General features: G+C 48.6%; 12 protein-coding genes and 1 pseudogene. 5 read left to right on the top strand and 8 right to left on the bottom strand.

Annotated elements, in window-relative coordinates:
- Window positions 1-111: 111 nt before the first annotated feature.
- The 4 genes from pulA to KDW_RS26485 all read right to left on the bottom strand — a co-directional run bounded on the left by pulA (window position 112) and on the right by KDW_RS26485 (window position 6,201).
- Window positions 112-2,721 carry a type I pullulanase gene (gene pulA / locus KDW_RS26500; RefSeq protein ID WP_151758927.1) on the bottom strand — a complete coding sequence of 870 codons (2,610 nt, stop codon included), beginning with the start codon at window positions 2,719-2,721 and terminating at the stop codon, window positions 112-114.
- 411 nt (window positions 2,722-3,132) lie between these two features.
- Window positions 3,133-4,311, bottom strand: coding sequence for a S53 family peptidase (locus KDW_RS26495; RefSeq protein WP_233097920.1), 1,179 nt, complete (start codon window positions 4,309-4,311; stop codon window positions 3,133-3,135).
- A 479-nt stretch (window positions 4,312-4,790) separates the two neighbouring features.
- Window positions 4,791-5,633, bottom strand: coding sequence for a QcrA and Rieske domain-containing protein (locus KDW_RS26490; protein ID WP_151758925.1), 843 nt, complete (start codon window positions 5,631-5,633; stop codon window positions 4,791-4,793).
- A 31-nt stretch (window positions 5,634-5,664) separates the two neighbouring features.
- Entirely contained in the window at window positions 5,665-6,201 is a 537-nt protein-coding gene (locus tag KDW_RS26485; protein ID WP_151758924.1) for an RNA polymerase sigma factor, read from the bottom strand.
- A gap of 158 nt (window positions 6,202-6,359) precedes the next feature.
- On the opposite strand from KDW_RS26485, the gene KDW_RS26480 reads away from it, so the two are divergent.
- Both KDW_RS26480 and KDW_RS26475 read left to right on the top strand, forming a co-directional pair.
- The gene (locus tag KDW_RS26480; protein ID WP_162005633.1) at window positions 6,360-6,923 is read left to right on the top strand and encodes a COG4315 family predicted lipoprotein; all 564 of its coding nucleotides are present in this window, start codon (window positions 6,360-6,362) and stop codon (window positions 6,921-6,923) included.
- Window positions 6,924-7,054: 131 nt separating this feature from the next.
- The gene (locus KDW_RS26475; protein WP_151758922.1) at window positions 7,055-7,342 is read left to right on the top strand and encodes a hypothetical protein; all 288 of its coding nucleotides are present in this window, start codon (window positions 7,055-7,057) and stop codon (window positions 7,340-7,342) included.
- 117 nt (window positions 7,343-7,459) lie between these two features.
- Here the strand turns inward: KDW_RS26475 and KDW_RS26470 are convergent, their stop codons facing one another.
- Window positions 7,460-7,807 carry a YkvA family protein gene (locus tag KDW_RS26470; RefSeq protein WP_151758921.1) on the bottom strand — a complete coding sequence of 116 codons (348 nt, stop codon included), beginning with the start codon at window positions 7,805-7,807 and terminating at the stop codon, window positions 7,460-7,462.
- Between the two features lie 260 nt (window positions 7,808-8,067).
- On the opposite strand from KDW_RS26470, the gene KDW_RS32015 reads away from it, so the two are divergent.
- Window positions 8,068-8,208, top strand: coding sequence for a hypothetical protein (locus KDW_RS32015; protein WP_162005632.1), 141 nt, complete (start codon window positions 8,068-8,070; stop codon window positions 8,206-8,208).
- Window positions 8,209-8,476: 268 nt separating this feature from the next.
- On the opposite strand, the gene KDW_RS36545 is transcribed toward KDW_RS32015, so the two are convergent.
- The 3 genes and pseudogenes from KDW_RS36545 to KDW_RS26455 form a co-directional block, all read right to left on the bottom strand.
- Window positions 8,477-8,728, bottom strand: coding sequence for a glycoside hydrolase family 6 protein (locus tag KDW_RS36545; protein ID WP_503826629.1), 252 nt, complete (start codon window positions 8,726-8,728; stop codon window positions 8,477-8,479).
- 188 nt (window positions 8,729-8,916) lie between these two features.
- Window positions 8,917-10,353, bottom strand: a pseudogene (locus tag KDW_RS26460) (glycoside hydrolase family 6 protein); the annotation flags it as partial.
- A gap of 324 nt (window positions 10,354-10,677) precedes the next feature.
- Window positions 10,678-12,048 carry an MFS transporter gene (locus tag KDW_RS26455; RefSeq protein ID WP_151758920.1) on the bottom strand — a complete coding sequence of 457 codons (1,371 nt, stop codon included), beginning with the start codon at window positions 12,046-12,048 and terminating at the stop codon, window positions 10,678-10,680.
- Window positions 12,049-12,429: 381 nt separating this feature from the next.
- Between KDW_RS26455 and KDW_RS26450 the strand changes: the two genes are divergently transcribed.
- Both KDW_RS26450 and KDW_RS26445 read left to right on the top strand, forming a co-directional pair.
- Entirely contained in the window at window positions 12,430-12,648 is a 219-nt protein-coding gene (locus KDW_RS26450; RefSeq protein ID WP_151758919.1) for a hypothetical protein, read from the top strand.
- A 12-nt stretch (window positions 12,649-12,660) separates the two neighbouring features.
- Window positions 12,661-13,770: a glutamate-cysteine ligase family protein gene (locus KDW_RS26445; protein ID WP_151758918.1), complete on the top strand. Its 1,110-nt coding sequence runs from the start codon at window positions 12,661-12,663 to the stop codon at window positions 13,768-13,770.
- Window positions 13,771-13,878 lie beyond the last annotated feature (108 nt).

Raw genomic sequence — 13,878 nt, 5'->3', positions numbered from 1 at the left:
TGTAACTTCCCTGCGCCTGGGGTCAAACAGGACTGAAGGAAGCGGCTCTGCGGAGCAGATAGCGGGAGAACCATTTGATCTTCCCGCTACCTGAGATTATATAGAGGCCACTTAGTTCTGGTAGAGCACCATCGTACTGATTGGCGCAACAGTAGCACTGCCAGTTACCTGACCGAGTACTTTCTGTCCAATCTGGTTTTCGGTAGCAACCATTTTCCAATTTCCATTGGGAAGCGCAACCTGAGTTGCGGTTTTGTTCGGGTTGTACACAACGATGATATTCTTCCAGGCATCGTGGTTGGCATGATCTTTCAGCATGAAAGCGACAGTATTGGCCGGGCTGTCCAGGAAGGCCAGATGCTGTTTGATCTGATCCGCGCTTGTCATGCGGAAGGCGGAATGGCTGGTGCGCAATTTGATCAAGTTCGCATAGTAACTGAAAACATCTTTATGCTGAGCTTTCAGTGACCAGTCGAACTGGTTGACGGCATCGCCGGCCTGATAGCTGTTATCATTTCCACCTTTTGAGCGTAGCATTTCTTCGCCACCCTGCATAAATGGCACACCCTGTGAGGTCATAACGACAGCCTGGGCCAGTTCATCCATCTTAATGCGATCCGCTACACTATCATTGGGATTGCTGGCAGCAATCTTATCCCACAACGTCATGTTGTCGTGGCTGGTAATATAGTTGATCGTTTCTTCTGGAGAGGCAGTGAAATCGTTGATGCTGCCCTCTACGCCTTTTTTAATCACGTCGGTCAGACCGGTCGCACCCGTTGCGAAGCCCTGGGCGCTGTGATCAAAAACGTTGCCATCGAGTCCGTTGCGCAGATTATCATTGAAAACGGCCAGCTTGAGACCCTTCTGCTTTCCTTTGGTCAGTAACTGATCCGCAGGCAAGGAAGAAGTGCCACCGGTCCAGGGTTCGCCATGAATGAGGATACCTGGATCGATTTTATGCAGGTCCTGGGAAATCTTTGTCATGGTATCCACACCCAGCAGAGCCATCAGGTCGAAGCGGAAACCATCAACATGGTATTCATTTACCCAATATTTGACCGAGTCGCGGATAAATTTCTGCACCATTGGACGCTCTGCCGCGATTTCGTTACCGGTACCTGAACCATTGGTGTAAGCGCCAGAGAAATCTGTGCGGTAGTAGTAGCCAGGCACGATTTTATCGAAGTCTGAGATTTTGGTGCTGAACGTATGGTTGTAAACGACGTCCATAACCACACCGATACCCTGTTTGTGCAGACTTTGCACCATCTGTTTAAATTCAGTGATGCGGGTGGTGCCATGAGGATTGGTAGCGTATGCACCTTCAGGAGTATTATAGTTGCGTGGATCATAACCCCAGTTGTACTGGTCGGAACGATTCTCGTCAATACTGGCAAAACCATAGGCTGGCATGATCTGGACATCGGTGACGCCCAGGTCCTTCAGGCTTGAAACGCCAGTTGAGACGCCATCTGGACCTTTGGTGTTCTTCTCGGTAAATCCAAGAAACTTACCGTTGTTTTTAACACCCGAGTTCGGGTTGATGGTAAAGTCACGTGTGTGGACTTCATAGATGACCGCATCTTCAGGATGCACCTGGGTCTGATGGTGGTCACCTCTCCAACCTGTAGGATTAGTGTCATCGAGATCAACGATCATGGTTCGGGTGCCATTCACGGCAATCGCGGTCGCATAGGGATCTACAGCAGTCTGGGTATCGCCCAGGACGGTGACCTGATATAGATAGTACCAGTTTTTCAGATTGCCAAAGGCCAGACCTGCCCAGGTGCCTTTTCCAGCTTTGTGCAGAGCAATAGATTTGGTCATCGCTCCACTCTCGCTATTAAAGAGTTGCACATGTACATCAGAGGCGGTCGGAGCCCAGAGACGGAACGTGGTAAAGAAAGGCGTAAAGTGATTTCCCAGATCGGTACCCTTATAGGTATACGCGACATCATTCAGCACATTGCGTGGGGTAATCACATTAGCTTTGATGTCTTTCAGTGCCAGTTCCAGCTTATGCGTCACATCGGGTGCCACACCCAGGGTGATGGTTACCAGATCTGATGGCTTGCTGGTGTTTCCGTCCTGAGGGGCAACGCTACTGACAGGAATGCTCTTGCTGGTTGTCGTGTCAGTGACGGTGACATCTGAGGCTGCATAGGGAAAAGTAATCGGGGTGCTTAACCTGGCAACCACCGTTTTCGGGGCCTCTAAAAAGGCATTAGACACGCGTGGCTTTTTCGCTTCCAGAGCATCATTTAATGATGTGTACACATTCGCATCTCCGGAAACAAGCCAGACTTCATTCTGACCAGCAGCAACATTGATAAAGCGGTTGGTATCAATGTCTTTGGCTTCCCAGTCGCCTTTGCGTACGATAAAGCCTACTTGACCAGTCGGCACGGTCTGACCGGTGTCAGCAGGAATAGAAAGGTCAGCCACAGCGCCATAGGAGTCTTGAGAATTGAAGTTATAGCTTGCGCCATTATGACCTGTACCAGCGGTATCCACGGTCCACATCCACATATTCCAGGTATCATATATACCATCTGGTCGCGAGTAGTGGACTTTTACACTAACATTGGGAGGAGTGCCAGCGGCTCTGGCAGGTATGGCTCCAGTCAATTGTGCTGCGTTAAGAAGAAGGACCAGCAGAACAACAACGTTGGCTTTCCATACTTTTTTTGCCTTGAGGCCTTCAATAAGAGAAGACATACAATTTTCCTTCCTTGGAAATCGAAAATCGCGATAGTTGTTCGGCAAGACAGGCAAAGCTTAAATAGAAAACAACTATCATTTCTCAATGATTATTTCCAGTTATTTCTACCTTAGAAACGACCAGCAATATAGTTGACAAACCGACTGTCGGCCACAAAATCATTACTGATATTAAACATAACATCCAATTATTCAATTAGTCAAGGATACCGTACTTCTATACATTTACATCAAGACATGCTGACATGTTCAACTCCACAGGTAACGTTTAAATTCACCGCGAAAACCAGACTTTCCGGCTCTACACAAAAGACCTCCCGGAAGAGGATCGTATTTCAGTGAACACAATCTCGTCCAGGAGGTCCTCGCTAACCAGCTCGCCCTGACATTTCGGGCTGAGTCATGAAATTAGAAGCACCCGGTGCCATTCGGTGAGCCAAGTCCTGTCTGATATGCATAGGATTTTCCACCTACGCTAAAGAGACAACCATTGGCGCGTTTATTCCAGGGAATACTGGCGGCATCACCGGAAACGCCACCCGCCAACGCATACACCGAAGCGATGATGGGTGAAGAAGCACTGGTTCCACCATACTGCAACCAGCCGCCTGACTGATAGCTATCGTAGACATATACACCGGTATTCGGATCAGCGACCGCTGAAACATCTGCTACCGCACGCTGCGCACAACCAGTCAGAGTATTATTCTCCCAGCCTGGTCGCGTAATGTAGGAGCTACAACCGCCGCCAGCGCCCTCAGTCGAGCTGGTATTCCAGGCTGTTTCAGACCCATTGCTATTCAGGCTTGTTCCACCAACCGCGACCACATGCGGACAATCGGCTGGTGATTCGACCGCAGGTCCGCCATCGCCAGAACTGGCTGTCACTGCGACACCTGGATGGTTATAGTATGCGTTACAGGAAGACGTATCACTGCTCGACTGGCTTCCACCATAACTGTTACTGATCTCATTAGCCCCCAGGCTTACAGCTGTGTTGACAGCAGTTCCCAGATCGCTGAGACTGCTAGAGTTCGCCTCTACCAGCAGGATTTTGCAGTGATTACAGATCGCGCTCACCATATCGACGTCCAGTGAAATTTCACCCGCCCAGCCACTGTTGGCTGCGGGATAACTGGTGCCACCGCTCTGATTTACTTTTCTGAAACAGCCATTGCTGGATGTACAGGCAGGCAAACCAAAATGCGAGCGATAGGTAGCCAGATCGCTTTCAGCATTGGGATCATCATATGCATCCACAATCGCCACTGTCTGGGCAACATTGGCACTTGTTGGTAACTTGTAGGCAGCGGCCAGGTTGGCTGGCGAATAAGGGGCGCTTGCACCTGGTGCCTGAGCATTAGGAGTTACACCTGCCTGTGTCTGGCTTGCTGGCGTTGCCACACTTGTAGTTGACTGCAACGCCCGACAGGCAGCATAACCAGCTTTAGCCTGGGTACAGGCATGCTTAAATGCTTTTGCTTTCATTGGCTTTGGACTCTGAGCAGATGCCTGAGTACCAAAGTTGGTCGCGCTTGCCGCAAAAAATACGATAGTGATTAGCACAAACGCAAGACCGGTTGTCATGTAGACTCTTTTCACAGCTTAGCTCCTTCTGTTCGCTGCTGGGAAAGAAAAAAAAAGACAAAATCCTCAAAGATTGTCCTGTTTTTCTCCCTGGTAAAGATAAAGAAAAAAGCTATACTTCTCTCCAGACGAAGAACAGACTCCTCATGAAGAAAAGAAAGACAAGAGAAATATAATCCATTTGCCACATTTGGATAGATATATCTCTAAATAAGAGTATACGCAATACACAAATAAACTTCAATGCAGATATATTCAATTTTTATCGATACGGACGATTCTAGTATAAGCATCTATCTCCATAATAAGTAAAATAAAAGCTATTCTGAGCTTCACATGTCGCAATACAATACAAATCTCGTCCACTAACTTCCATTCCAAATTGCCATGTGCTAAACATAGGTACATAGTACTGGCAGCCCTGGCAATTAATACGTTTCGGTTAAGACCAGGGCTGCTGCTCTATGCTCATCGCTTGGCTAACGTGGAACTTCTACGTATATTTTGCCGTCTTCGATTTTTGTATTTAAATCGGGCAAAGGTGGCAGTGTATAGGCATAGTCAGTGGTCTTTTGGGTTCCCAGAGCATCAAATATGGCACCATGGCAGGGACACAAGAAGTGGCGCTCAGTGTTTTTCCATTGAACAAGGCAGCCTTTATGGGTACAGGCAGCCGAGAGGGCAATCACATGCTCTGGATTGTCCGCGGCTCTGGCATCTGTCGTCCGCAGGACATAGCCCACGATAGCGTCGGATGTAAAGCGCACGGCCGTCGTGCCTAAATCCGCGAGCGTGGTTACAAAATGCCATCTGGTCGGTGTACCCTCAGCCATCTGTAGCCGTTGATCTGTGTTGCCAGGTAGCGGTGGAGGTGGTGCAGCAGCAGGCTGGTTATGGCTCTCGATACCAGCGCCAATGCCAGTACCAATAACCAATGAGGCGGCCGCAATCGCGCCGCCTGTCAGGATGCGGCGACGTGAAACGAACTGCACAGGTTGGGGCGTTCCTGCTTTTCTGCTCGCTGCTATAGTGTTATCAACTGGTACAGGACTCTGCCTGGATAAATCGGATGATTCTGGCTGTGGCACCTGGGGTTGGGTGCTCATTGCCAGAATCTGGGACTGCAAATCATCAACAAACTCTGGACGTGGCTCCGCATCATCGTGGGTCGCGGCATGAAAAAGGATTGCCATCTGATAGATACGTGCTTGTTCTAGCGTCAGGTTTGCTGGAGGATGGACTACTTTGCCAGCGCGGAGGGCTTCGATGTAGTTTTCCAGTGCTAGATAATCCTCAAGCCGCTCCTGATCTTCACCTGCCATGATTATACTCCCGGTATTTATCCACTCTATGCTAGAACTTTTTTATGATCGGTTCAAGTTCCGCGGCACGTTTCAGCGCGCGAAACTGTGTTACCTTGACATTGGCTTCTGTGATATTCATCCGGATCGCCGTTTCTTTAATGGTAAGATGAAGCAGAAAACGACATTTCAACACTTCTCTCTGCTGCTCAGGCAAGAGCAGCAAGATTGCCTGTATCAACTCTTCGGGAGCATGGTTATCCAGCGGTCCCTGCTCTTCTACAGGTCCTTCCCAGCCAGCTTCCAGTAACTCTTCCAGGGATCGTACTTCTGCACGATAATACTGACGCCAATAGTCAGCAATCGTCGTCCGTGCAACCTGAAAGAGCCAGGTCTGTATGCTCGCTTGTCCACGCTCAATATCTACGTTGCGAATGGCTTTCATAAATATTTGTGTCGTGAGGTCCTCTGCTTCCTGGCGATTTCCTACTTTGCTATAGACATAGCGATAAATCATACCAAGGTGTTCCTGGTAAAAAGTCTGAAATTCCAGTGGCTCCTGTCCGGATGGATTGCCTGTTGTCTTCAAAGGTCTCCTCAATATTTTATGAACACATTTTATGGTCCTAAAGAGGAGTACGTAGACAGGTTACAACAACATTACAAATAATCTATCCCTGTAACCTGCTAACGTATACACAGGTAACCGATTATATGACATTGTTAGACATCAAGGAGAACACTATCTTGCGAACATTACGAATTTCGGTCCTGATCAGTATGCTGGTAATGGCTATGTTTGTGCTTGCAGCCTGTGGAGGTGGCGACAGCAATAATACTGGCACAAGCAACAATACAACGACTGGAAGTGATAAAAACTCTTCTTATGGGTCCAGTCAATCTGGAGGTGATAAAAACTCCTATGGGTCTACATCCACCCCCACCACGGCCGCAAGTACTTCTGCTGGTCCGGCGGTCAAAGTTGCCATGGCTACGGTTGATGGCAAAAAGGTGAAAATCCTGACAGACACGCATGGCATGACCCTCTACTACTTTACCCCTGATACCAAAACAACCTCTGCCTGCGGCTCCGGTTGCACAGGTACCTGGCCTCCACTCCTGTCTGATGCAGCTCAACCTGCTGTCACTGGTCTATCCGGAAAACTTACTGCGGTCAAGGATGACAGCGGCATGCAAGTACAATACAACGGGCACTTCCTCTATACCTATGCTGCCGATACCGCCGCCGGACAAACAAATGGCCAGGGTGTCGGAGGCAAATGGTTCGTCGCAACCGATAATCTCTCATAAAAGATCCACTCATACCATGTTCCTGAAAAGCATGCTGAACGCTTCAATCGTGTGGGTTGATAACACCCACACGATTGTCTGGTATGAAATATGGTATACTGTTGGCAATCACGAACAGGAGGTTACTAAGCATGCCAAACATCACATGTAAGAAAGATCTCATAGAATATTTTGAGGAAAAAAGTCAGCGCCACGCAAATGAAGGTGAAGTTTATGTTCAGACTGTAAATGACATTTTAGCGACTCTTAACGAGAAGGATGATATCACTGAACTAAAATCGTTAGTACGTCGTCTACACCGCGAAAAACTACGGGAAATACAGCGTTCAGACGTTGCTGAGACGAGAGTTGAGCTCCGTAAACAGCTCACGATCTACGATGATTTCTTGACCCAGATCCGTGCTATTCCTGTACAATAGCTATAGCTTTTATGACTATGCACTTTTCTATTTCTTTATGTGTCTGAAGCATAGTGATATCCAGTGTGCAATCTCCAAATTTACAGTCTAACGCTTTGAGAGCTGTGAGCAATACTTCTAATGCCAGCGTAAAAACCACAGGACCACGAGGCTCGCACAGAGCAGCCAGATCAAAATGATCACCAGCGCCCCACGCCAACTCGATGGTTTACGTTGCTCTAGCATCCGTTCAGCCTGCAAGCGACTCTCCTGCATAACTATTGGCGGGATTAATTTGATGGCCAGCATAATACCAAGTGGCAATAAAATCAGATCATCGAGCAAACCAATCACAGGAATGAAGTCGGGGATCAGGTCTATCGGACTAAAAGCATAGCCCAGTATTCCAACGATAAGGACGCGTGCATACCATGGCACGCGAGGATCTTTATAAGCCACAGTCAGCGCCAGAATATCTTTTTTCATACGGCGTGCCCACTCTTTCAAGCACTGTCTTGCTGATGTAGTTATATTTCCACTTCCTTTATTGATGCTACTACCTATCTCATGCAACGATTACTTATTTGAGAATATAGCTTAAATTCCCATCCTCTAGCAAGTGGGGAAAAATACTATGCAGTCAGTGTTATATTCAATGAAAGTTCATTGAATATAAATCCACCTCTATCCCAATGATTGGGGCAAGGATGCTCCCTGGTCTGTCCAGTGGATCAAGGATCATATTCATGATGGACATGCCGCCGGCAAACCTGTCGTCCTGGAAGAGTATGGCTGGCGTGATCTGGCGGCGCGCGATGCCATTTATCGCTCCTGGACCGATACGGTCTACCAGGCAGGTGGCAATGGCGATCAATTCTGGATTCTAACTGGCCTGCAAGATGATGGCACGCTCTATCCGAATTATGATGGCTATCGTGTCACCCGTTCCGACAGTACCGCCAGCGTCCTGTCCGCGCATGCCGCCCAGATGAATGCTAAATCTGGCAAACACGGCAGAGACAACTAACACACCACGTTTGAGCGATAGCCGCGCTCAGTGTACACAAAAGTAGTCGCGACTGTCACATTATAACGGTGACAGTCACGACTACGCTTGCATCATTATTTAATCGGGCTTGACACCTGGACGCTTTACTAGAAGGATGGTGAGGCATTCTTTACCAGGAGATCGAACTCGGCCTGGAACCAGTGTCCTGCCAATGGTGCATCAGGCATAGCTTCGGTCAGGTTGCCACCGTTAGCCTGGTTGCTGCCACGGAAGGTAGGATCACACATAGGATCTGCGCCTTTACCTTCATTATTCGGAATCGCCTGGCTGGCTCCGTCTGATTCACCTGGAGGTTTGATCCAGACATAGGCGTCAAATCCTGGTGCAGGATTGGCCACTGGCCGCGCACCAATACCACCTTTCTGGTTACACCAGTTACCACGATGGACACGCAGGTCAATTTTTGAGGCATTAACGAAGGTATTGAGGTCCGTCGAGCTACTCGCTCCAGCCGGGCGGTTTGGACCCCCCAACCGTTGCGCGAGGTGTCAATCAACATACCAATACCACCTGGGAAGCCAGCACTGATAAAGGCATTACGCATATCTGTTCCATATGTTCCCTCATCAATATACTGATTCCATTGATAGAAGTTGGCCGAGCGAACAGGGTTGCCACCAACCTGCTGATTGGCAGTCATGAATGGCTCGGTGGTTGGAACATAGTTAGCGGTATCACTGATAAAACCATCCACACTATTGACGCCAGCTACCGTGCCTTTAACAGTATTCGTGATCAAGGTTACAGCGGGGCCAAAGTTGCTGGACCAGCCAAGCCAGCCAGAGTGGGCAATATCAATATAATTGTAGACGTTAGAGATAGCGTGCAGTTTATCCAGTGCATACTGGACACCTTTGACGTATGCCCCACTGGAGTTGGCCTCAGAACATTTAGCAAAACTCAGATTGGTAATCAGGTTCGGCAGCGAGTCTGGCTCAACTATAGCTGCAATGCGCAGGTTCTGATACTTGGGGAGACTAAGGGTAGCTGCAATCGGATCAATGTACTGCGACTCATAGGTTGCCAGGCCGTTGTTTGCTATCGATAGCTCACCATTAGATGCCAGGGCCGCACAGTCGCGGTTAGGCAGATCATAGATGACCAGGGTAATCACAACGGGCTTGCCTGGATTCGCATTAGCCTGAGCCACAGCTGCATCCAGATGGCCAGACAGCGTCTTGGTGACTCCACTGCCACCGGTAACGGCAGCGATACGATCCAGCCAGACGGCCGTCGAATTATTGGCTACTTTCGCTTCCTGTTGGCCCAGAGTTCCTCCTGTCTGCGCTGCACCTGCCTGAACGGATGCTGCCCAGTCAGGATTAATATAGCCATTGGCACCAGAATAGGGGTTATCAACATGTGTGCCAGGGGTCGGTGTTGGCGTCGGGGTGCCAGGAATTGGCGTCGGGGTTGGTGGTACTGGAGTTGGGGTACCAGGATTTGGCGTCGGGGTTGGCGGTACTGGAGTTGGAGTTGGCGGTACTGGGGTTGGGGTCGGCGGCGTTGAGCCATTACAGGCATTGCCGTTGACCGCGAAATTGGTAGGAGCAGGATTGCTGCCTGACCAGCTCGCATTGAAGCCTGGATTGACAGTACCGTTCACGGCCACGCTTCCATTGTAACTGGCATTGACAAACGTCACGTTCTGCCCTGATTGGGTAGCAGTACCATTCCAACTCTGAGTTATACTCTGACCGGATGCGGGAAAGGTATAGGTCAGGGACCAGTTGTTCCATGCGGAAGCGCTGGTGTTCTGAATCACAATGTTGCCAGTAAAACCGCCCTGCCATTGATTGACAACAGAGTAGTTCACCTGACAATAGGATGCAGCGTGCGTCACCTGTAGCTGCACAAAAAAGCTACTGATGACGAGAATCAATAACGCGGTGAATAAGGAGAGACCTCGAAGTCTGGTCTGGAAAGGCAAACTACGCAGTTTGCGCTTTGAGATATGGAGCATCGTACTCCTCCTGCAAAAACACTAGAGATACCCGTGTTGTTCAGAAATTACAAATAACGGCTAAAAAAGAGCCAGAACACGTCAATATGCCTGGAATATTCTTTGTGAAAGTAATGATAGGATATTCTCATAAGGTAAGACAAGCAAAAAATCATCAGTTATTCATCAGTTATCGCGCACATTTTCATCAGACCGGGGGTATCAGTTCAAAAGGGGAATAGTTGTGTGCTGCTTCTAATCAATGTCCTGATTAGACTGAGTGATTGAGCACTGGCCGAGCTTGATACAGACTGTTTTTCAACAGTCTGTATCTCTTCCGTGTTGTCAGCGAATACCCCGGACGCGTTGAATGGCGAGGGTACCCAGTACCAGGTAGATGACAGTGAGAATGAAAAGGGAGGTGTAGCCGAAGTGGTTGGGGATGGTGCGCAGCAGTTGCAGAATCACGCCACCGATGGTGATACCAACCACCTGGGGCAGAATGCCGACCGCAGACCAGATACCCATGAACTTGCCGGCTTCGTCCGTGAGGGGCAATACATCTGTCGTTAAAGCCCAGTCGACGCTGGTATAAGCCCCATAACCAATACCAAAGAAGGCGCCAGCCAGCAGCGCGGCATATTGATTCTGGAAGCCGATGAAAATAAAACAAACAAGCGTCATCATCGCGCTTGAGAGATAGACAAGCATCTTGCGTCCCCAGTGGTCTGAAGCCCAGCCTGCCAGAAGCGACATCGGCAGAGCCAGCAGCAATACCGCCGGTTGGAAGAGGGTACCGTTGAAAAATTCACCCGAAAACGCGTTGTTGAAAAAGATGGTTCTGGTACCCGCTCCCCCCAGGACATCGTCAAAGTAATATTGGAGAAAATAGTAGACGCTCCAGATACCCATCATGACCAGGAAGCGCGCCAGCAGGACCCAGGAGAGATTGGGATAGGTAGAAGGTTTGAAGAAGAATTTACGCAGGAATTGCCGCCAGACAAAAGGTGGACGGCCAGTGGCCGGTAGAGGTGTCTCCTTGACTGTCAGGACGGTGTAGATGACGATGACACTCTGTACCAGGGCGATCAACAAAAAGATCTGCACGACCTGGGTACGATACAGGGGCAAAGGATCGTTCTTATTGACGATTACACCGGCCACGATTGATCCAACTACCGTCCCCAGCAGGTTGAAAAGGCCATTGAAGCCAGAGGCAAGGCCACGCTGTCGTACTGGCACATTGTCCGCAATAATAGCGCTCCAGGGAGAATTGGCAAAATTATTGCTGAACTGCAGCAGCAAAAACAGCAGCGCGAAAGCCACGAGCAACAGACCCGGTGGAACAATAGTAGGCGAGAAAGCAAAAATGAGCAGGACGATGACATTGAGGATGGTACCGATGATCATAAATGGTCGGCGCCGACCCATACGAAATCCAACATAGTCGGAGAGTGCACCAACCAGCGGATTGACAACCACAGCCACCAACGTACCCCAGTTTACGACCAGCGCGAGGTTAATACTCTTCTGCGCAGGATCCAGGAACTTGGCAACCATGCTAGGAATAACTACGGCCAGCAGCGCCTGCCAGTGAAACTGATTAGCAAACCAGAAAAGATTCAGGTTCACCATCCCAAAAAAGGATAGCGGACGCCGCGCTGTACCGGTGGCGGCATCAACATCGATGCCTTCAGACTGCTTCGAAATCTTCATCGTTGTGAAAATCCTTTTCAGACAAGATAAAGCCATTCTATTATTGAACAAAGCCAGAGAATAGATTTAAAAATGTTCCCTCCTTCTTTCTATTTCCTCATTTTCTACGCTTATTGTAAAGCTTATCTCACCTATCTGGCAAGAAGAAACATTCTTCCGCTGCTACAGGCATTATCAGACCGAGCAAACCACTATTTTTCAGTGGCAGGATATTGGTGTCGAAATGAAATGCATCATATTACATTCAATATATTAAAATATGGCGTATTTACACTTTAAAAGCAGAGCTAAATTTTGTTATACTTGTAAGGTTGCACCTGCGCAAAAATAAAGCTATTGGTATTTTACGTGTTCAGCTATCAAGGATAAGGGAGAAGAACTATGCCAAATCTTGTCCAACAAGCACTTGATTGTCTGGCTTGCCGTCAGCACCGCCACCAACAGTGTCATAGCTGTGGCCGCTTCCTCTGTTCAGAACATTATTTTGTCTGGCCTTCAGCCACCACGAAAGCCGTCGTCTGGTGCATCCTCTGTGGCTATGAGGCCAATTTAATTGATCAACATGGACAATGTTCTTTAGACGATGATGATTGGGCATAATGAGGAGTACATATGTTTGCCTTTGGTATTGAGCACGAAGTCGCCTTCCTGGATAGAAAAAAGCGTTTCGTTGATTTTACCAATACATCCTTCGCTGATCTGGCAGCCATTGTAGATGCGCTTCCATTTTACGAGGAGGATTATCCTCAGTTACGCATCGGGGATGCAGGCATCAAATACAAACGCTGGTACATTGAAGGATTTGAACGCTACAACAATGCAGGTCAGGTCGTCGCTTGCCCACCAAAAGGCATCGAGATCCGCACCACGATCCGTTCCACTATCATGGGTGCGGTAGCGGAATTGGCCACCAGTTTTCAGCAGTTGGCCACCCGGGCCCGCACAGCAGGTTTAACACCGGTCTGCATCAGTTTCCACCCTTATCACAAGACCTTTGTTCCTGATCCACCGTTAAATGACTATGAGCAAAGTCGCAGGCAACTATCCCCTGAAAAGCAAACAGCACTTTTACCAATGCTAACCTATGGTCCTGATCTCAACCTCTCACTACAAGGGCTTTCCACAGCTGACATCATCACGCTGGGCCAGAAACTCACCTACTATAGTCCTTTTATTATTCCATTCAGTTATAGTTCACCGTTTTATCATGGGGAACTCTGGGAAGGACTTTCGATACGTACCTTTGTGCGTACCGGCGTTCGGCCAGCGACAATGGTATTTCTTGGGCGAGCAGAGGATCTACTGGCGAGCAATCCTTCTCTGACAAAAATCGCCCGTATTCCTGCCGAGGAAGGCAGAATAGAATTCAAAGCCTGCGATAGTTGCGCCAACTTTGCTATCTATGCAGGCCTGCTTGCCTTACTCAAAGGATTAGTCCTGGATCAGACCCTGACGGGCAAGGCGCTGGTTCCGGATGCAGCCCTCCATCAGTTATCAGCACGTCAGGGTTTCAGCAGCCAGGAAATTACTGAAGGTACATGGCAGATATTGCAAGCGGCTGAACACGCTTTGCAGGCTGATCCAGATCGGCATCTACTGAACCTCTTACGCACAATGCTTATTTCACGACGAACTCCAGCCCATGATCTTATCCAGTCATTCCAGCAAACGGGATCAATCGAGGGAACACTATACTCAAGCTATGCTCAGATCAACACATAAAAGAAGCACGTAAAACGCTTTTGGAACTCTCCCCAATTATAGCAAATAGAACGAGTATCAGAGTGATACCCGTTCTATTTGAAAATCTTATCTGACTATGATACTAAA

Source organism: Dictyobacter vulcani, from assembly GCF_008974265.1.
Taxonomy (GTDB): domain Bacteria; phylum Chloroflexota; class Ktedonobacteria; order Ktedonobacterales; family Ktedonobacteraceae; genus Dictyobacter; species Dictyobacter vulcani.
The sequence above is the reverse complement of the archived record's forward strand: the minus strand, read 5'-3'. Positions and strand labels throughout refer to the sequence as shown.

Excerpts from the sequence above, each read along its gene's own strand:
- pulA (WP_151758927.1), bottom strand. The coding sequence starts at position 2,721 with ATGTCTTCTCTTATTGAAGGCCTCAAGGCAAAAAAAGTATGGAAAGCC.
- KDW_RS26495 (WP_233097920.1), bottom strand. The coding sequence starts at position 4,311 with ATGACAACCGGTCTTGCGTTTGTGCTAATCACTATCGTATTTTTTGCG.
- KDW_RS26490 (WP_151758925.1), bottom strand. The coding sequence starts at position 5,633 with ATGGCAGGTGAAGATCAGGAGCGGCTTGAGGATTATCTAGCACTGGAA.
- KDW_RS26475 (WP_151758922.1), top strand. The coding sequence starts at position 7,055 with ATGCCAAACATCACATGTAAGAAAGATCTCATAGAATATTTTGAGGAA.
- KDW_RS26470 (WP_151758921.1), bottom strand. The coding sequence starts at position 7,807 with ATGAAAAAAGATATTCTGGCGCTGACTGTGGCTTATAAAGATCCTCGC.
- KDW_RS32015 (WP_162005632.1), top strand. The coding sequence starts at position 8,068 with ATGATGGACATGCCGCCGGCAAACCTGTCGTCCTGGAAGAGTATGGCT.
- KDW_RS26455 (WP_151758920.1), bottom strand. The coding sequence starts at position 12,048 with ATGAAGATTTCGAAGCAGTCTGAAGGCATCGATGTTGATGCCGCCACC.
- KDW_RS26450 (WP_151758919.1), top strand. The coding sequence starts at position 12,430 with ATGCCAAATCTTGTCCAACAAGCACTTGATTGTCTGGCTTGCCGTCAG.
- KDW_RS26445 (WP_151758918.1), top strand. The coding sequence starts at position 12,661 with ATGTTTGCCTTTGGTATTGAGCACGAAGTCGCCTTCCTGGATAGAAAA.